Source organism: Allomuricauda sp. XS_ASV26, from assembly GCF_041224615.1.
In the GTDB taxonomy this organism is placed as follows: domain Bacteria; phylum Bacteroidota; class Bacteroidia; order Flavobacteriales; family Flavobacteriaceae; genus Flagellimonas; species Flagellimonas alginolytica.
Window position 1 is genome coordinate 110,165 of record NZ_JBGFGK010000030.1, and the last position, 19,848, is coordinate 130,012.

Sequence of the window (19,848 nt, forward strand, 5' to 3'; positions counted from 1 at the left end):
ACATTCAATTAATTTTATTGGAAATAAAAAAGGCCTGTATCGGTGTGGGATATGGCTGTTTTAAGTAATGAATTGGCTGTAAATATCTTAAACAAGCTTAAACCGCAATTCATCCCCGTATTTCTTTTGGGCCAAAATGGAGATGGACGCTTCTGAAAGTTGCAAAATACGTGGGTAACCGCCGGTGGTTTGACCATCCTTCATTAAAATGATCATACGCCCTGCAGGGGTCAACTGAATGGTTCCCGGTAAAGTTCCGGAAGTCAATATGGAATCGGAATGTCCGGTAATCAATTCGGCAAGCTGATAGGCCATTCGGTTGTTTTCCTTGGAAACCCTAAAGGTTCTTGTGAAAATATCGGCAAGTTGTGTATCGGACAACAAGGAAAACTCCGGTCCTTTAAACACCTTTAAGGTGCCTAGGCCAAATAGCTCTTCAATTTTGACCCCAGAAATTTTAGGGGCATAGTTTTGAGTGGCTTCGTAGGGTAATTCATCACCATCTTTTATTCTACCCATTTTTGTAACTGGATAAAAAAATGAGCGGCTATTTAGTACTTTTCCGGTCTTAAACCCTCCTTTGATGGCCAAATATCCCCTAAAACCTGTTTCGAGTCGCCCATAAGACAATATGTCTCCCTCTTTTACCTTGATTACGGTATAATTTTCCACGGGTTCATTGTTCAAAGTGGCCATTATTTGTGCGCCGGACAAACTTATATAGGTGTCGTAATTGAATTGAAGCGTGGGTCCTGTCATGGTAATTTCCATAACGGCATCGTTTTCTTCATTGTCCAACAAAAGATTGGCTTTTTTTACCGATTCGCTATCCATTGCTCCAGCTACCGGCACACCTATATCGCGATACCCAAACCTGCCAAGGTCTTGGATGCTTGAATAAAGTCCTGCTTTTAGCACCTTAAGCATTGAGAGCAATTTTTTCCGGTTTATAAATACCCACCTCCCCTTCTATTTTATGAAGTTTATGCTCCGCCTCGGAAATACTCGTAAATCGAATTTTATCCCCCACATTTATAAAACAAGGGGTTGATTTATCGGGGTCAAAAAGGTTCACCGGACAGTTTCCTATAATGTTCCAACCGCCGGGAGACTCCTGAGGATAAATTCCCGTTTGTTTGCCCGCCAATCCAACACCCCCTTTCTCGACCTTTAGTCTCGGTTCGGCGCGTCGTGGAATTTCCAAAGTTGATGGCAGTCCTCCCAAATACATAAATCCGGGCAAAAAACCAATGCCATACACCACATACTCATGCGAAGTGTGCTGCTTGATCAATTCGTCGGTGGATAGGTTTAAAGTTCTCGCGACATTTTCCATATCCAGGCCAAACTCGAGATCGTAGCACACCGGCAGTGTCCATAAATGCTGAATGCGTTGGGTCTTGGACTTTGTTTGATTTTTATGGCACTCTTGGATTACGACCTTGGTTTCATCAAAATCCACCGGACCAAAATTGTACACCATAGTAACGGAATTGTAGGCTACGGACATTTCCCAGCCAAGAATGCCCTTTTCCTTAAAGGCATCCATAAAATCCAGAATATCGGCCAGAATGGCTTCGTTTACCTCTTTGGGCCATTCTACTAAAATGGCTCGCTCTCCAAAGGGTTTGATGCTTATGGGGTAACTTTTCATGAGTTTAGGTGCACCTGATTTTGGGGTAATTTTTCTGAAAGATACATCAATATTTTCAAGGCAGAAACCGTATCACCATGAACGCAAAATGTTTTGGCCTGAATATGATGCCTTTCTTCCTCTATGGTAAGAACCTCTTGTTTTTTGATCATGGGCAATATATGCGCCAATACCGCTTCGGGATTTTCGATGAGGGCATTGTTCTCTTTTCTGGAAACCAAGGATAGGTCGCGATTATAATTCCTGTCGGCAAAAGCCTCAAACCAAATTTTAAAACCGCGTTCTTCTCCAATTTTTGCTATTACCGAATCAAAGGGAACATAGAGTATTGCCCTATCTTTATAACCATCAATGGCACTCAAAAATACATTTGCCAAATCCTCGTCCTTTGCAGTTTGATTATATAGTGCCCCATGGGCTTTAATATGATGTAAAGAAACGTTCTGCTGTTTTAAAACCTCATCAAAGTCCGCCAATTGTTTTTTAATACTTTTTGATAACTCATGGTTTGAAATATGCATCACTTCCCTTCCAAAATTCATTCTGTCCGGGTAAGATGGATGTGAACCTACCTTAACATGATGCCGTTTGGCCAAAGCAACCACATGCCCCATGGTTTCACTGTCCCCAGCATGTCCGCCGCAGGCAATATTGCAGGAACTTATAAAAGGAAGAATGTCCGCCTCATTGCCTACTCCTTCACCTACATCACAATTGATATCTATGGTTAAATGATCCATTTACAACAAACCTATTACTTTTAAAATACTTTTTGCACCGAGAAAAATGGCAAAAGCGACGATTGCGATACCAAACACATTTTGAATCACAGAATTTTGGTGTTCTCCCATCACCGATTTTTTGTTCACAATCCATAAAAGCAACAAGGCCATTACGGGCAATAAAATACCGTTGGCAATCTGTGCAAACTGAATAACTTCGATGGGTTTTATATCAAACGAAAGGAAGACTATTCCGCACAGCACAATACTCCCCCATACCATTTTAAACTTTTTGTTCTGCATTCCACCTTCCCAACCAAAACAACTACTGGCCACATAGGCTGCGGCCAAAGGTGCCGTTATGGCGGATGTTATACCAGCGGCCAAGAGCCCAGCTGCCATAAACAAAAATGCCATTTTACCAAACAAGGGCTCCAGTGCCAATGCCATGTCCAAGGCATTGTTTATATCGGAAATGGGTGCGGCAGAGGCGGTTATCAAAATGGCTATGGAAACCAACCCTCCCAATCCAATGGACACTATGGTATCCCAATTCACAGCTTTTAAATCGGATTTGTTTTTCCATTTCTCCTTTACCAAAGATGCGTGCAAGAATAGGTTGTAGGGAACCACCGTTGTGCCTACCAAAGCTATCACGGTCAATAGCCCATCTTCCGGTAATCTGGGCACGAACATGCCTTTTAATATTCCATAAATCGATGGTTTTGTTATAATGGCGCAAACCACAAAGCTCACGCCCATGATCCCCACTAGGCCCACAAATATTTTTTCCAATGTTTTATAACCGCTAAACCACAATAGCAAAAAAATGATGCCCCCAATAAATGCGGGTAAAAATGGTTTTAAATGTGGCTGGGGCAATAGCTGTTCCAACCCAAGGGTGGCACCTCCAATATTTCCAGCTTGGTAGGCCGCATTTCCTATTAAAATGGCCCCCAGCACAATAATTATTACCATATTCTTGACCCATTGTGTTTTTAATTCGGACCTAACCACATCCACCAGCCCGTTCTGGGTAACAAGCCCTATTCTACCGGCCATTCCCTGTAAAACAATGGTTGCAATAATGGAGACCACCAAAGCCCAGATTAGAGCATAGCCAAAACGGGCTCCCGCCAAAGTACACATGGTAATGGTTCCAGGTCCGACAAAGGCGGCCGCGACCAAAACACCTGGCCCAATTTTTTTAAACATTATATTCTTATTTTGAAGCCTTCAATTTAATAGGATAAATGGACAAATCGTGCATTTCATCCAAAAAAGCGTATTTCATCTAAAAGTGGGGTGCGGTACATCGATTTTTTATACTAATTCAACTTTCTGAAAGTTATAATAGTCCCAAATCATACTTAGACTTAAACCTGACAAAAACTTATGACATGTAAGGATTGCGGCAAAACTATTGGCCCCCAACAATATAAGGCATCCAAAGACTCTCTTGGCATTACACTTTGCGAAAGACACTCAAAGCTAATCAAAAGGGTGATACTGGATAACAACACCCCACTTGAGGCTATACACCTATTTTATGCATTAAAGGAGGCCGGGGTCCACCCCATGTTGGAATGGTGGGACGGTAAAAAATCCGTGGATATTGCCATTTCTCGAGTTAAGCTCAATATAGAGATCGACAAAGATTACAACATGATAACCCATGAACAGGCCATAAATGATCTTGAAGATGCCATGCATTCCTTTAAAAATGGATTTACCACAGTCAGGATACCCCATTTGGCCATTAAATATTATTTGGACGAAACCGTAGAAAATATTTTGGGAATCATTTCTGGACTAAAAGCCAATATTAAAGCCATTTAGCCTATTGTAGATTTTACCTTTTCAATTTTTCCGACCTCGTGTGCTTGATACACACGAATTCCAAATTGGACCTTGATATCACATCAATCTTATGGTCGGGTTCTTTGGGGGCTTTAACCCAACCATCCTTCGCGATCCAGACTTCGGTACTGTATGGCTTCGGAAATGTGATTCTCTTGAACCTGTTCGGATTGCTCCAAATCTGCAATGGTTCGGGACACCTTTAAAATACGATCATATGCCCTGGCCGATAGGTTGAGGCGTTGCATGGCTTCTTTTAATAAATTTTTAGAAGAAGGACCCAACTTACAATACGTACGGATTTGTTTGGTTCCCATTTGGGCGTTGTAATGGATACTTTCTATGTCCACAAACCTTTTGGTTTGGATTTCTCGAGCCGCCTCTACCCTTTTTCTTATTACAACGCTGCTTTCTCCCTTACGTTCATCGGACAATTTATCAAATGGAACTGGAGTCACTTCAATGTGAATGTCTATCCTATCCAATAACGGGCCCGATATTTTGCTCAAATACCGTTGCATTTCTGCCGGCGATGAAGTAACCGGAGCGTCCGGGTCGTTAAAATATCCTCCTGGACTTGGATTCATACTCGCTACTAGCATAAAACTACTGGGATAGGTGACCGTAAATTGCGCTCTGGCAATGGTTACTTCTCTATCTTCCATAGGTTGTCGCATTACTTCCAGTACCCGACGCTCGAATTCTGGGAGTTCATCCAAAAAAAGAACACCATTGTGCGATAAAGAGATCTCTCCCGGCTGAGGATAACTTCCTCCCCCTACCAAAGCGGCAGAACTTATGGTGTGATGTGGGTTTCTAAAAGGCCGCTGACTCATCAGCCCCTTATTTTTCACCTTGCCGACAACGCTATGTATTTTAGTGGTTTCCAAAGCCTCATGCAAGGTCATGGGCGGTAAAATGGATGGCAACCTTTTGGCGAGCATGGTCTTACCGGCTCCAGGCGGACCGATTAAAATTATATTATGCCCACCGGCCGCTGCTATTTCCATGCAACGTTTAATGCTTTCCTGTCCTTTTACATCGGCAAAATCAAATTCTGGAAATTGAAGATGCTCATAAAACTCCTGGCGAGTATCCACATGGGTTTGCACCAAAGGAGCCTTGGTGTCAAAAAAATTTATGACCTGTTCAATATTTTCAACCCCGTAAACTTTTAGACCGTCCACTATGGCGGCTTCGCTTGCGTTCTCGGAAGGGAGGATGAATCCTTCAAAGCCTTCCTCCCGGGCTTTTATAGCTATCGGCAGGGCTCCTTTTATGGGTTGCAGACTACCATCCAGCGAAAGTTCGCCCATAATTAAATAGTTTTCAATGTTGTCGGATTTTATCTGGTTGGATGCCGCCAAAATACCCAGGGCCAAAGTAAGGTCGTAGGCCGAGCCTTCTTTTCTTAAATCGGCCGGGGCCATGTTTATGGTAATCTTTTTTCCCGGTATTTTGAAACCGTTGTTTTGGAGTGCTGCAGCAATTCGATAATTACTTTCTTTTATGGCATTGTCCGGCAATCCTACCAAATGATACCCGATTCCCTTATCGATGTTGACCTCCACAGCAATGGTAGTTGCCTCGATACCGAACACGGCACTTCCGTAAACTTTTATGAGCATAAGCATTCTTGTTGAAAATGATTGAAAAAGTAATCAATCCTGTTTCAAAAAGAATCGCTTTTTGATGAATGCCCTGTTTTGAATTGATGGATGGCCCATCTGGATCAATAAAAGATCAATACCGATTCTGCGGTTTCCTCGATCTCTTGTTTGTTCATCATCATTTTACGGAATTCGCCGTTCACATACATTTCCGCTTGATCTTTGTAATGCTTGCTCAATGGGTTCCCGGATTGACCGGTAGGTAAAATACTGATGCTGTTCTCAATATCTGAAAAATCGATGATTCTTCTGGTAGATGGTCCCGAGTTTACTTTGTAAAAACCAGTTTCATCATAAGGAAAAGCTAGGTTGTTGATTACTTCCCTTGTTCCTACAATGGGGAAAGGACCTACATTAAAATACTTACGGAGCCATTCCACTTGCCCGAATGGATGCTGGTGCTCCAAAGTATGTACCTTGTCCCAGGTCCATTGGCTCGGGTCGTCTCCAAAATCCTTGACCAACGATTCCCAAGTTTGTGCAAAGGATATCATTACAATATCTTCCCTGGTTTCGACCACATTGGGCGTGTTAATGTTATCCCACCATTCACCTTCCTTCATTTGGGCACCCCAGGCAATCTGTCTTTTGAATAAATGGGTGGACAAGAATTGTTTGAACATCTCTGGCCCCATCTCATCTTCCATTGTGTTTTTGACCATTTGGTACAATGTTCGGTGATAAATTACCGGGCTTGTTGAGTTAAGCGTATATTCTCCGTTCCAATTTTTTAAGGAGTCCAAAAGGACCAATTGTTTACCGGACAAATGGGTAACATCGAACAACTTGATCAACTCATTGATAACTTCTTTGTTTACCGGGGAGGTTACATCCAGAATCATTTCCGACATGGCTTCCTTGTCCCAATCGTTCTTGGCATCGAGCAGCTGAACTATACGTTTGGCCCTGTTTTCGGGCAGATAATACCCTGGATACAACATGCCGGAGATGGAATCGGGTTGATTGTTCGCCGAATACACATAGTTCCAGGGTGGATTTTCGGCCATTGGATTCTCTGAAAAGTCCAAATAGCGCAAGGGTTCGTCTTTTCCCGAGGCTCCGTCCAAAATAAATTTTGTAGATAAACTATCCGGCATTTGGTACAGCTGAGCACTCGCCCACCAAGCAACATTCCCTTCTGCATCGCCGTACATAATATTAAGTCCGGGCGCATGTATATTGGGCAAAGCACTTTTAAACTCCTCCATGTTCTTTGCATGGCTGATCCCATGCAATGCATGCATTACCTTATTTTTTGGCTTGGTATAGATCCAGGACATGGCAACCGGTCGATCGCCCGTAATTTGATCCGCTATATTATTTAAAATAGGACCGTGATGTGTTTTCCGATAAGTAAAAGCAACGTCTTTCCCATCTTTTACTTTAATGGTCTTGTTAACGACCTCATAGTTTTTCCAGCCTTCAACTGTTTTATACTGCGTGCTATCGGTGGGATTGGTCTCCTCGTAGTAAAAGTCGATGTCGTCGTTTTCGAACATCGTCATACCGTAGGCCAAGTTTCTATCGTGACCCAATAAAGGAAAAGGAATCCCTGCCATATGATACCCGTATTTCTCGTAGGTAGGCGTGCTAATGTGCGCTTCGTACCAAACGGATGGCTGTGCAAATCCTATATGCGGGTCGTTCGCAAAAAGGACTTTACCGTTTTTGGTCTTATCGGGCGCCAATACCCAACTGTTGCTTCCTTCCAACATTGGAATCGGCAGGTTTTCTAGGGCAGCCGTGACACTTGCGGTAATTTGAGTGCCCAGTGTATCGGTTTTGACTCCTTTATAATTTTTTATCCAAACGGTAGAAGTATCGGACGTGATCGCCAGGTCCTTTATAATATCGTCTCCCAATTTATTGCGCATACTAGTCAACAAGGGGTCCGTTTTGTGAGCCATGGCAAAACTAAAGGCCATATATCCTACGGCATTGTAGACATCGTCAATGGTAAATGGCTCTTTTTCCAGACCCGTTAAATAAAATTCGATGGGGGTCGGACCGTTTTTTACAAATTCGTTAATACCATCCAAATAGGCTTGCGTAAGTACAATGGCCTCACTATCCTTATCCAGTTCACTAACTGTTTTTTTGGTATGGTCATCAATGCCAAGGGATAGAAAAAATTTATCCGTTTTAACCATATCTTCTCCAAAAACCTCTGCCAGCCTTCCTTTTGCCACACGTCTCAACAACTCCATTTGCCACAATCTGTCCTGTGCGTGTACATATCCAAGCGCTTTTAGGGCATCTTTTTCATTTTTGGCATAAATATGAGGTATTCCGTATGAATCAAAATAAGTGGTTACCTCGCTAGATATGCCAGGCAACGTTTTTTTTCCTCCATAATCGGGTTTAAGGCTGTTTAAAAATATGGCAACGCCAATAATTGTTAGTAGAAGTAATCCTAGAAGTACAAAGAGTACCTTTTTGAGTTTTTTCACGAAGATGGGTTAAGTCAATTTGTCCATCCTAAGTTATAATTATTTTCTTAATCCACTTAAAAAAATTTGACGAATGTCAACTAATTTCCCATGGAAAGGTTATGCTTTTCCAATCCCGATCTTAACCATGCCCCGTAGGTTTCCACATCTACATATTGTACCGCTTGGTTCAAGATTTCCATATTTGGGGACAATAACACATAATAGGGTTGAGAGGCCGCATTAAAGTTAACAGTTTGGAAGGTACCCCATTTTTGACCGATGGTCTCGATAGCTTTAATTCTTCCGGAGTCGAATTTAAAATTGAACTGTTCCGATTTAGGCAGCTCCTTTCTATCGTCCACATAAAGTGAAATTAGCACGTATTCCTCTTTTAGAATTGGATAGATGCTTGGATCGCTCCATACATTTTCTTCCATTTTTCTGCAATTGACACATGCCCATCCCGTAAAATCGAGCAGAATGGGTTTGTTTACTTCTTTGGCAAAGGCCACGCCCTCGTCAAAATCCTTAAAACAATCCAATCCCAAGGGACAATCACTTTCCGTTTCCACTACACTATAAAAGCTTGGTGGCGGGAAACCGCTCAACAATTGCAATTGGTTGACATTAAATAGCCCTAAAACCAAATACACCGTAAAAACCAAACTTACTATTCCCGTTAGCTTTCGTGCTGGTGAAAGATTTTTTCTTGGTCCGTCATGAGGAAATCTAATCACACCGAACAAATACAGTGTGGTCAACACAAAAAGTACGACCCATATCCCAATAAATATTTCTCTTTTAAAAATACCCCAATTGCCCACCAAATCAGCATTCGACAAAAATTTGAATGCGAGGGCCAATTCCAAAAATCCGAGAACCACCTTAACTGTGGTCATCCAACCGCCGGACTTGGGCAAAGAATTTAACCAGGCCGGGAACATGGCGAACAGAGCAAAGGGGAGCGCCAAAGCCAGGCCAAACCCTACCATTCCCATGGTTAGATTTGTGGCCACATTGCCTTCTGCCAATGTTGTACTCCCCAAAAGTCCTCCCAAAATGGGCCCGGTACAGGAAAAGGATACGATGGCAAGGGTCAACGCCATAAAAAAGATGCCCAACCCACCTCCTACTTTGGACGAGGCGGCGTCCATTTTGTTGGCCCATGAACTTGGCAACGTCAATTCGTAATAACCAAAAAATGAAAAGGCAAAGAACACAAAAATGACAAAGAAGAACACATTGAGCCAAATATTGGTGGCGATGGTATTCAATATTTGAGAATCGACCGAATTGAACAGATGAAAGGGCAGGCTCAACAGAAAATAGATCAACACAATAAAGAAACCGTACAATATGGCATTGCCCACTCCTTTAGACCTATTCTGCGATTGTTTGGTGAAAAAGGAAACCGTTAATGGAATCATTGGAAAAACACATGGGGTCAACAAAGCGATCAGACCTCCCAAAAAACCAAGCCCAAAAATCACCCAAAGACTGGATTTTCCATCAGATCCCCCTACTCCATTTTGGTTCAACAACTGTTTGTTTTTAAAATCAACTTTAAGAGACTCCCCAAGAGCAGCACTCCGGTCGTCCAAAGCAGTTTCTTCGGCCACAAAACCGCTACCGTCCAACGATATCTGAAAATATTCATCCACTGGAAGGCAAACTTCTTTACAGATTTGATAAAAAAGGTTCACCGAAATTTGATTGACGGAGGTATCCAGTAGTTTTATTTTTTGGGTAAAAATGGCTTCCTCTTTAAAAAAGGTCTCCTCAACTTCGAAGATATCGCTGTACTCTTTGATAGTTTCACTTTCCTGGGTCTTTCCTAAAAGCTCGTAATCCTCTCCGGCCTTTTCAAAAGTAAACTCACTGGGCAGTGAACCTCCTTCTGCGGTATATTGGGAATACACATGCCACCCGTCCATGATCTTCCCTTTGAACACCAATTCGTATTCAGTATCCGAAATTTCATGCACTTCGTGGCTCCAAACTGCAGGGTTTTCATCGGTTTGGGCAAAAATGGTAAAATTAATAAAGAGAAATCCTAGAAAGAGTACTGCTAATCTCATGTAATTTGGGTAATCTTAAGTATTTTCCGGGTTGAATCATCAACCTTAAATCGTTCGTCGGCCCGTTTGCCCACAACCCAAACAATTTTGTTGTCCGAGCAGAGAAGCCACTGTTTTTCTTTGGAAACAAGATCCATTTTTTCATCCTTGAAAAATTTGGACACTTTTTTCTTTCCTTTCATACCGAATGGATAAAAATAGTCGCCATTTATCCAATTCCTTAACACTAACGGAAAGTTTAACTTTTCCTTGTCCAAAAATACGACATTTTTAGCCCTTTCATCAATGCATCGCACATCTTCCAACAGTAATTTAACAGGTCGATCAATGCGAGTGTCCGCTATATGGACATAGTAGGATTGACCCGCATTACTTTGCAGTTTTGACAGGATTAGACAATCCCTATCCTTTACCATCCGATGAGTTCTTGAAAACACTTGTTTTCCACTCTCCGCGGACAGTAGACCTTTTACATCATCCCACTCCGTAAACCCAAAATCATTAAATAGGCCATATAGATGGGCATCCAATGGGTCGAGTTGCCGTAAATCTTCAATTCTTATTTTGATGTCACCTTTCCAAGGCTGGAACACGCGATCCTTTAATTCTAGTATGGAGTTTTTAAGAATACCGTTGGATTGGCCCAGATTATTCTGCGTACGCAAAAAGTTTTGAAGAAAAGTAGGGTGCAGTTCCTTTAAGAGAGGAACTATTTGATGGCGAATTTTATTTCGAAGATATTTGGTGCTGGCATTGCTACTATCCTCTCGCCAATTTATATTTTCTGATTTAGCATATCCCAAAAGTTCTTTTTGAGAAAATGGCAAGAGAGGACGTATCACCTTTCCATTGATTTCAGGAATTCCAGACAGCCCATCGAGCCCTGTTCCACGTGACAAATTGATCAAAAAGGTTTCGAGACTATCGTCTGCATGATGCGCCGTAAGCACATACCCACAACTTGTGTTGTCCAATATCTCGGTAAACCATTGGTAGCGAAGGTCACGTGCCGCCATTTGAATGGAAATGCCATGATTCCTGGCATACTCTTCTGTTTCAAAATGTTTTACATGCACTTGAACCCCCCATTGCCTTCCCGAATTACGAACAAAATCTTCATCACCGTTACTCTCTGCTCCCCTGAGCTTAAAATTGCAATGGGCCAATTCTATATCCAATCCCAGTCCAAGACATAAATGTACAAGCACCATGCTGTCCAATCCGCCACTACAAGCCAACAATAGCCTATTATCCTTTAAAAAAGGTAAATTTTTGGCAATATGCTCCTTGAATTTTAAAAACATAGCGCGAATTTACGAATAAACCTTAGCCTTCTTCCAAAACGGTTCGCATTGCTTTGGCCTTGAGCAGACATTCCTGATACTCCATCTCTGGTTTGGATTCTGCAGTTATGGCACCGCCAACAGAATAAGAAATATATTTTTTTTCGGCGTTGTACAAAATACTTCGGATCACCACATTAAAATCAAAGTTACCTTGAGGATCAAAATATCCGACCGTTCCACTGTACAACCCTCTTCGGGTCTCTTCCAAATCTTCAATAATCTTCATGGCGGAAATTTTTGGGGCCCCCGTCATACTGCCCATCGGAAAAGTTTCTTTTATGATTTCAACTGGGTTTTTATTTTCTTCCACTTTTGAAATTATTGTTGAAATCAATTGGTGTACTTGCTTAAACGTGTACACCTTGCACAATTCCTCAACCTTAACGGTACCCTTTATGGCACTCTTGGAAAGATCATTGCGCACTAAATCGGCAATCATAATATTTTCTGCCCGTTCTTTCTTGTTCCTTGCCAATTCATCCTTAATTTTTTCATCCTCATTGGCATCTTTTCCCCTCGGTGCAGTTCCTTTGATCGGTTGAGAGATTACCTTTTGGCCTATCTTTTTTATATAGCGTTCCGGTGAGGCACACATTAAATATTGATCGTGCATTTTTACATACGCCGCGAACGGGGGTTCGGATATACTGTTCAATCTAATGTAGGTTTCCAATGGTTCTATAACAACGTCTTCTGCATAAAATTCTTGACAAAAGTTGGCCTCGTAAATGTCGCCTCGATGAATATGTTCCAAAAAGCGATTGGCTTTTTCAAAATAGGCATCCTTGTGGATCCGCATTTTTATTTTGATGGGCTCGGCATCACTTTTGGGTAGATCCAGAGAGCCGTATTCCCGAATTTTGGCCAAGTCGCTATCAATTTCGCAGGCATAATCGTTTAAATAGTTGAACCTAAGTTGTCCGTCTGCTATAATGATGATCTTTTTGGGGCAAAAAAAACGAAGTAAAGGGAATCCAAGTCCATCAAAATTGTTGGACGTTAAATCTTCAAGTTCATTTTTAAAATCATACGAAAAGCAGCCGAACAACCAATCCCTTCTTCGTTCTATAAATGTTTGAAGTTCGGCGTCGGTATTGACCCATTCTTGAGCGCCAACTGCCAAACATGCCTCGAAAGTGGAGTATGGGTCTTGGTGCCGGTTACTGTCCAGCCAAACCACTTCCCTGTTCGACCTGGACCACTGTAGCAACGCTATTTTACTTTGTAAGTCAGGGCTTATCTTAAAACAACGGTTCGTCCGCAATACCTATTTATTTTAACGAATCTAAAAATGTGTCGAGTGCCTTTTGGTGATCTTCCTTTAAAGCCTTGTCAACAATTGCACCATCAAAATTATCATAAAATGAAGGCAAGGAAAAGGTCGCTGTTATCTCTGCCCCAAATCTCGGCAACATATTCCCTACAACTTCAATAGAGCCCTTGGCTCCTCTTTTTCCCCCTGATGTTGACATTAAAAAAACCTTGGTTCCTTCCAAAAAACCCCTGTTCGATCTAGATAGCCAATCCAATACGTTCTTAAAATAAGCCGAAGGATTTCCATTGTGTTCGTTTACGGATAAAATAAGCCCCTCGGAATTTTTGATCTTAGTTTGTAGTTCTTGTATTTGCTTTGGAAAACCATTTTCTTTTTCGTGATCTTCGCTGTACATCGGAAAAAGGTGTTCTGCCATGTTCAACACCTGAATATCATTGTCTTGCACCAATGAAACCGTATGCTTTACCAATTTAAAATTGATGGATGTTGAAGAATTGCTTCCGGCCAGTGCCAAAATTGCAGCCATAGTATAAAATTGTTGATTGTTTCGCTAAAATACCTCGATCAAAGCAGAGATGCGACTATTTTGTATATTTTTGACGCACAGAACATCCAAACATACTGCAAAACAAGTATATAGGTCGAAGTAAATTTAGATGACAGCCAAAAGTAATAGGTTATTTTTTATTGATGCCATGCGGGCCTGGGCCATATTAATGATGCTCCAAGGTCACTTTATCGACGGTTTGCTCGACCCTGTTTTTAGAGACCCGAACAATCCGGTTTACAGCATTTGGCTGTATTTTCGAGGAATTACCGCTCCGGTATTTTTTACGGTATCGGGTTTTATATTTACATACCTGCTCATTAGAGTGCCTCAATCGGGTATGGAAAATCCCAGGGTTTCCAAAGGAATTCGACGGGGATTACAACTTCTGGCCATTGGATATTTGCTAAGATTAAACCTCGGAGGACTATTTAAAGGTCAGATTTACAATGCTTTCTATCTGGTCGACGTATTACATTGTATTGGAATGTCCATCTTGGGACTTATTGGAATCTATGTATTCACATCGAAAAGAAAAAAATGGGTGTTCCCTTTGGTTTTGATCAGCTTCACCTTGATTCTATTCCTTTTTGAGAGGGTTTATAAGGATTGGTCTTTTGCATTTTTACCCGATTTCCTTGCCAACTATTTCACAAAGGCGAATGGCTCTGTGTTCACTATAATACCTTGGTTCGGTTATGCCACTTTAGGTGCTTTTATTTCGGTATTGTTTACCCGTTATAAGGATTTTAAATATTTATATCCCTCCGCCATTGCACTTTCACTGGGAATGGGATACCTGCTAATTTATCAATCCACCGACGCGTTTGCCCTACTATACGATTGGACCGGGTTTGAATTCCTTAAATTGATTTTGTCCAATAACTACCTATTTATTCGATTAGGCAATGTTTTTGTTGTTTTTGCCGTGTTTATGGTCCTAAGGCAGTTAATGACCAATAAAACGATTTTAAAAATCGGGGCAAGCACCTTATCCATTTATGTAATACACTTCATCATTTTATACGGCAGTTTTACCGGGTTGGGGCTGTACCGATTTTTTAATCGTTCGCTATCCCCTGAAATAATTATACCCGGAGCAATCCTTTTTATGATAGCTTGTAGTTATTTTGCACTACAATACAACAAGTACGAGACACTTATTAAATCTCAGGTTGTTTTGGGCGCTAGGTTCGCCCGAATCCAGCTACTGGAATTAAGAGAGGCGTCAATCCCTGTTTTCCGTGAACTTTATGTACGGTTTAGGCTCTTTTTGCGACGATTATTACGAACTGTTCGGAGCTAAAAAAAGCATCCAATCCTAAGATTGAATGCTCTTTTTGTACTTATCTTCTTCTATATATTTGCGGGTATATTCTAAGTTGATATTAGAATCAAATTCAACCCTACTTTTTTGATTACACGTGCAGTGCCCTATCATCGGTCGCTGCCAATGCCGCTTCTTTAACTGCCTCTGCAAAAGTTGGGTGCGCATGGCTCATTCGAGAAATATCCTCCGCAGACGCCCTAAACTCCATAGCGGTAACACCTTCTGCGATCAAATCGGCACAACGTGCCCCGATCATGTGGATCCCCAATACTTCGTCGGTATTTTTATCTGCAAGGATTTTTACAAAACCATCGATATCCATGCTGGCTCTTGCTCTTCCCAAGGCGCGCATAGGGAATTGCCCTGTTTTGTACTCCACCCCTTCTTCCTTTAGTTGTTCCTCGGTTTTGCCAACAGCAGCAACTTCCGGCCAAGTGTAAACCACACCGGGAATCAAGTTATAATCAATATGTGGTTTTTGCCCTGCCAATAGTTCAGCGACCATAGTTCCTTCTTCCTCGGCCTTGTGCGCCAACATAGCTCCTTTCACCACATCGCCGATGGCATAAATATTGGACACATTGGTTTGCAGGTGTTCGTTCACCTCTACTCTTCCCCTATCATCCAATTTCACTCCGGCGGCTTCGGCATTCAACCCATCGGTATAAGGTTTACGACCAACACTTACCAGGCAGTAGTCGCCAGTAATGGTAACCTCGTTTCCTTTTTTATCGTCGGCTTTTACAATTACTTCATCACCTTTGCGCTCAACAGATTTTACTTTGTGGGAAAGATTGAACTTTACCTTTTGCTTTTTCATCACTTTGGTAAGTTCTTTGGAGAGTGCCCCGTCCATTCCAGGAATAATTCGATCCATATACTCCACCACGGTCACATCCGCCCCTAATCTTTTGTACACCTGACCGAGCTCCAATCCAATAACTCCACCACCTATTACGATCAAGTGCTTGGGAACCTCTTTCAGTTTTAAGGCTTCGGTAGAGGTAATCACTCGCTCCTTATCAATTTCGATAAAGGGTAAGGAAGAAGGTTTGGAACCTGTGGCTATAATTATATTTTTCGCCTCAATCGTCTCTTCGCCATCTTCTTTTGCAATGATAACATGGGTGGCATCCTTAAAACTACCGATACCGTGATACACATCTATTTTATTCTTGCCCATTAAAAACTCGATACCCTTTGTAGTCTGGTCCACAACACCTTGTTTACGGGCAATCATTTGCTCGAGGTTGACTTTTATCTCGCCGGGTATTTCGATTCCATGCTCTTCAAAATGTTTTATGGCATCTTCGTAATGGTGGGAAGAATCCAATAACGCCTTGGATGGGATACAACCTACATTTAAACAGGTTCCCCCAAGTGTGGCATATTTTTCTATTATTGCCGTTTTCATCCCCAATTGGGCACATCGAATGGCCGCTACATAGCCTCCTGGTCCAGAGCCGATGATAGCTACATCATATTGATTCATAGTATTATTTTCGATTCGATAAACAAAACAAAAATAACAATGTTTATCCGAATAGCACAGCTTCTTTACGGATTTGATCAAAACAAAAAAAAGAGATTGCCTTCTTGTTTTGGGACAATCTCTTTTAAACTACAATCAAATAACACTTAACTAACCCATTAAGGCCTTATCTAAAGAAAAAGCCGGACCATACGATCCGGCTTTTATAAAAGTAAACTCTAAAAAATTCACTTTAAATATTAATAGACATCTTCACTCTTATTACCTGTACCATACCTAATGTTCACTACATGGGTAGTTCCTTCTTCCAGCGTAACATTTGTTGCATCACCACCTAAACTATAGCTAGATGTAGAATTCTGTACATTAAGGTTCTGCAAGTATCCGCTACCTTGGTCGGTGATAATATAATCTCCAAACCACTGATATTCTCCGTTAGAGTAATAAATTCCATCTGTGATTTCTATTGTAGCACCGCTACCTGGTGCGCCATCAATACTTGGTACTATGGCCGCCCCAAAGTTATCAGTATAACCTTCCCCGTTGCTGTTAGAGAAATCATTCAACTCATCGCTATACGTACTTATGTCTTCAACCTGTCCATCTTCATTAATATCGAAAGAATTGATATACTTGGATGCAGACGTGGACTCTGGCTCAACCACCGTTATTCTTGGCATTTCTGAAGAGAAAAATTCTGTTATATGGTCATTGGCCAATGGGTCCTGAAACTGAACATTACCATTTGCATCTATAGTAAAATCGGACATATCCAAATAGTCATAATCCTCAAATACACTAGCTGTTGATACTGGTTGGTAATGAATACTAATATCAGAAGGCACCAAAGTATATGGGGCGGTTACTCCAGAATTATCCACATCGTACCTCCATTGAGTACCAAAAGCGTGCGTTGTGATCGCTGCACTACCAGAATCAAAAGTGAACGAAGGATCGGTATAATCTTCTCCCCCATCAATAACTTGAATCTCAAACACTTCAGAATTAGCTGCTGTTACAATATATACCGCATCTCCGTTAGCATTATCGTTTTGGACAATCCTCATTTCTACAACATCAAAATTAGATATACTGATGGGGTTATCGAAAAAGTTACCTGTAGCAGTAGATAAAGCATTATCAAAAGCCGCTTGTGTAAATTCACCTGTACCATTGGTCGTAACTGCGATTAGGTTGTCACCTGAAGGATATTCATACGTAAAGATATCTCCATTTGCATTGGTGTAATCTATTTCAAAATCAAAGTCATACTCAGTATTGGCAACGTACCCGGTACCGGCATTCGCCAAAGTAGCACCAGTAATTGAATTAACCCTAATTTCAGCCCTTACGTAAGCCCCATAACCCGTTGGATCGCTAACACTTACTTTGGGTGATGCTATATAGCCCGAGCCACGGTTTGTAAACTGATTGATCATATAATTGTTAATCTGCGGTGTTGAAGATGAAATGCTTACCACTGGCAAAGTGCGACCTACTTTACTCAAAGCTAATATAAAGCCTTCGCCTCCGGCACTCTCCGGTTGATCAAAAACAATTCTTGCGCCAGGTACGGTAGGAATAAAATCAGTTCCATATTGAGGGCCATAGCTGGTCAGTATATTTCGGTATTCCGGTTGGTCCAGATCCTTTCCGTCAACACCATTTATGGCCAAACGCTGCTCTGTTTGGATTTCAGGAACCATCAAATCAAAATTCACTCCGGCCGGAACTTCCATGGTGTACTCCCCGGTGGCATTGTCCACCATAGCGGAGCCTAAACTTAATGCATTGTCATTGGTTGCATAAAAATAGTCTATATCAACGGAACCCTGGCTTACCAAGCTATCATCAAAATTGGCCAAAATCCTTATGTCCTGTGGCACCTCTTTTGTATCGTTTGTCAAATCAGTTTCAATAGTGGCCACACCTTTAACGGTTGCCGTAGCCGAATTGCCCCCCAAAACGGTAATGATCGCATTTTCGGTCACGGGCGTTGGAATAATCTGTTGATCAACGATCTGGAAGTGCTTCCCTTCCTGAATTTGACCAAAATCCACATTAAGCGTGACATCGATAATGCTTTCTCCTGATACCGTAACCGTGTTTCCACCAACTGCCACACGATCAAAGAACACGGATCCCGAAGCATCGGTCACCAAGGTTTGGTTGTCTGCCGTACCACTCTCGGCTGCAGCTACCATGGATACATTCAACCCTTCTACCCCTAGGCCATCCGTATCAACGACCTTAAATTGAAAGCTCACCATTTCACCAGCGGCGTTGAGCGCCTCCAAAGACTTGGCAGCGGCAATTGAATCGGATTCTTTAGCAAGGTCGTTCTGCAATTCTAGAAGATCTCCTTCAGAGAAATCATCCTGACAGGAAGATACAAATACCACACTGGCCAATGCCAAAATGGAACTGTATATGAGCCTGTTTTTTTTCATGCTTTTTTTCATAATTTTTTTCATGATTTGTGTATTTAAAATAATTGTAATGGAATTTGGATATAGTTTATATTGAACTCGTTGTAGTGTTAGAAGATGGTATATGCAAAATTGAACCCTAACCGTTGCACACGCAGTTCGGTTATGTTCGCGGGCTGCCCCACCATTATGTTGTTGATATCCTTTAACCCCTTTTCATAGATGATTTCCAAGGAGAAAATCTGACCATTGGGCATTTTAAAGTCCAGGGCAAAGCCAAAGTGCACGGCAAAATCAAAACTGTCGTAGTCACCGCCTACATTTTCCCATTGGTTGGAAAGGATGATGCTTGTATTATCTGTAAAAACAAAATAGGAATCGTGGTTTTCTACTGCCCTAAAAATGTAAGAGCTGCTCCCACCAACAATAAGTTTAGGTACCATTGGCGCATCTTTTAGCTCTGGAAGCTCCAATCGGGCAGATACATGTGCCTTGGCTGCATGTAACAATACCTGACGATTAAGGTATTGCAGTCGGCTGATGTTACCATTAGCTCCATAGAAAGATGATTGCCCTGAAAGAAGGCCGAGATCCCTGTCCATGTCTGCACGCCCACCCCCATATAGGTCAAAGGACAATCCCCCTTCGGCCTGTAAATATGGTAGAAACTGACGGCGAACAAAACCTCCGGCCGTAGCAGCGACCACATTTCCTGGCTGACTAAATTGACTAAATCCGATACCTACTTTGGCGCCAATGGCAAGTTCTCCTTCGATCTCAGCGCTCTGAGCCCTGGAATCCGTAAAACTAAGCGCCGCACATAAAACAAATAGGCCGGTGAAGAACCTCATTTTATGATTGCACCCATTTTTACATGGTTTTTTTCTCATCATAATAATTATTCTAAGTTTTAAAGATTTTGAGCAAAACAACTCAAAAAGACCCTGTTTATACCCTCTCAATTGACGGATGACCGTTTTGAATTGACGGATGAGGATATTTTAACAATTTG

15 protein-coding genes are annotated in these 19,848 nt (G+C 41.7%); 2 read left to right on the forward strand and 13 right to left on the reverse strand.

Going from position 1 to position 19,848, the window contains the following annotated elements:
- Positions 1–87: 87 nt before the first annotated feature.
- The 4 genes from AB9K32_RS05610 to AB9K32_RS05625 are packed head-to-tail and all read right to left on the reverse strand — an operon-like array spanning position 88 to position 3,591.
- Positions 88–927: a biotin-dependent carboxyltransferase family protein gene (locus tag AB9K32_RS05610; protein WP_369884619.1), complete on the reverse strand. Its 840-nt coding sequence runs from the start codon at positions 925–927 to the stop codon at positions 88–90.
- Positions 920–1,654, reverse strand: coding sequence for a 5-oxoprolinase subunit PxpB (gene pxpB / locus AB9K32_RS05615; protein WP_369884620.1), 735 nt, complete (start codon positions 1,652–1,654; stop codon positions 920–922). Before pxpB ends, AB9K32_RS05610 begins: the two co-directional genes overlap by 8 nt.
- On the reverse strand, positions 1,651–2,394 hold the full coding sequence (gene pxpA / locus AB9K32_RS05620; RefSeq protein ID WP_369884621.1) for a 5-oxoprolinase subunit PxpA: 744 nt from the start codon (positions 2,392–2,394) through the stop codon (positions 1,651–1,653). The genes pxpB and pxpA overlap by 4 nt, the downstream gene beginning before the upstream one ends.
- Positions 2,395–3,591: an Nramp family divalent metal transporter gene (locus AB9K32_RS05625; protein ID WP_369884622.1), complete on the reverse strand. Its 1,197-nt coding sequence runs from the start codon at positions 3,589–3,591 to the stop codon at positions 2,395–2,397.
- A gap of 180 nt (positions 3,592–3,771) precedes the next feature.
- Between AB9K32_RS05625 and AB9K32_RS05630 the strand changes: the two genes are divergently transcribed.
- Positions 3,772–4,215: a hypothetical protein gene (locus tag AB9K32_RS05630; RefSeq protein WP_224836793.1), complete on the forward strand. Its 444-nt coding sequence runs from the start codon at positions 3,772–3,774 to the stop codon at positions 4,213–4,215.
- A 113-nt stretch (positions 4,216–4,328) separates the two neighbouring features.
- On the opposite strand, the gene AB9K32_RS05635 is transcribed toward AB9K32_RS05630, so the two are convergent.
- The 6 genes from AB9K32_RS05635 to AB9K32_RS05660 all read right to left on the reverse strand — a co-directional run bounded on the left by AB9K32_RS05635 (position 4,329) and on the right by AB9K32_RS05660 (position 13,564).
- Entirely contained in the window at positions 4,329–5,864 is a 1,536-nt protein-coding gene (locus AB9K32_RS05635; protein WP_224836792.1) for a YifB family Mg chelatase-like AAA ATPase, read from the reverse strand.
- A 104-nt stretch (positions 5,865–5,968) separates the two neighbouring features.
- Positions 5,969–8,356, reverse strand: coding sequence for a penicillin acylase family protein (locus AB9K32_RS05640; RefSeq protein WP_369884623.1), 2,388 nt, complete (start codon positions 8,354–8,356; stop codon positions 5,969–5,971).
- A gap of 80 nt (positions 8,357–8,436) precedes the next feature.
- Entirely contained in the window at positions 8,437–10,416 is a 1,980-nt protein-coding gene (locus tag AB9K32_RS05645) for a protein-disulfide reductase DsbD family protein (RefSeq protein WP_369884624.1), read from the reverse strand.
- A complete protein-coding gene (tilS, locus tag AB9K32_RS05650; protein WP_369884625.1) occupies positions 10,413–11,720 on the reverse strand; it encodes a tRNA lysidine(34) synthetase TilS in 1,308 nt (435 codons plus the stop codon). The genes AB9K32_RS05645 and tilS overlap by 4 nt, the downstream gene beginning before the upstream one ends.
- Positions 11,721–11,742: 22 nt before the next feature.
- On the reverse strand, positions 11,743–13,026 hold the full coding sequence (locus tag AB9K32_RS05655; RefSeq protein ID WP_369884626.1) for an anthranilate synthase component I family protein: 1,284 nt from the start codon (positions 13,024–13,026) through the stop codon (positions 11,743–11,745).
- A gap of 7 nt (positions 13,027–13,033) precedes the next feature.
- Positions 13,034–13,564, reverse strand: a complete 531-nt coding sequence (locus AB9K32_RS05660; RefSeq protein WP_369884627.1) for an NADPH-dependent FMN reductase — start codon at positions 13,562–13,564, stop codon at positions 13,034–13,036.
- 130 nt (positions 13,565–13,694) lie between these two features.
- Here AB9K32_RS05660 and AB9K32_RS05665 point away from each other — a divergent pair, with 130 nt between their 5' ends.
- Positions 13,695–14,891 (forward strand): heparan-alpha-glucosaminide N-acetyltransferase domain-containing protein, encoded by a 1,197-nt coding sequence (locus tag AB9K32_RS05665; protein WP_369884628.1) that lies wholly within the window; start codon positions 13,695–13,697, stop codon positions 14,889–14,891.
- Positions 14,892–15,003: 112 nt separating this feature from the next.
- Here AB9K32_RS05665 and lpdA read toward each other — a convergent pair whose 3' ends face one another.
- From lpdA to AB9K32_RS05680, 3 genes are all read right to left on the reverse strand, one after another.
- On the reverse strand, positions 15,004–16,407 hold the full coding sequence (gene lpdA, locus AB9K32_RS05670) for a dihydrolipoyl dehydrogenase (RefSeq protein WP_224836785.1): 1,404 nt from the start codon (positions 16,405–16,407) through the stop codon (positions 15,004–15,006).
- Positions 16,408–16,646: 239 nt separating this feature from the next.
- Complete coding sequence (locus AB9K32_RS05675) at positions 16,647–18,881, reverse strand: hypothetical protein (protein ID WP_369884629.1); 2,235 nt, start codon at positions 18,879–18,881, stop codon at positions 16,647–16,649.
- Between the two features lie 65 nt (positions 18,882–18,946).
- Positions 18,947–19,729: an outer membrane beta-barrel protein gene (locus tag AB9K32_RS05680; RefSeq protein WP_369884630.1), complete on the reverse strand. Its 783-nt coding sequence runs from the start codon at positions 19,727–19,729 to the stop codon at positions 18,947–18,949.
- Positions 19,730–19,848: the final 119 nt, after the last annotated feature.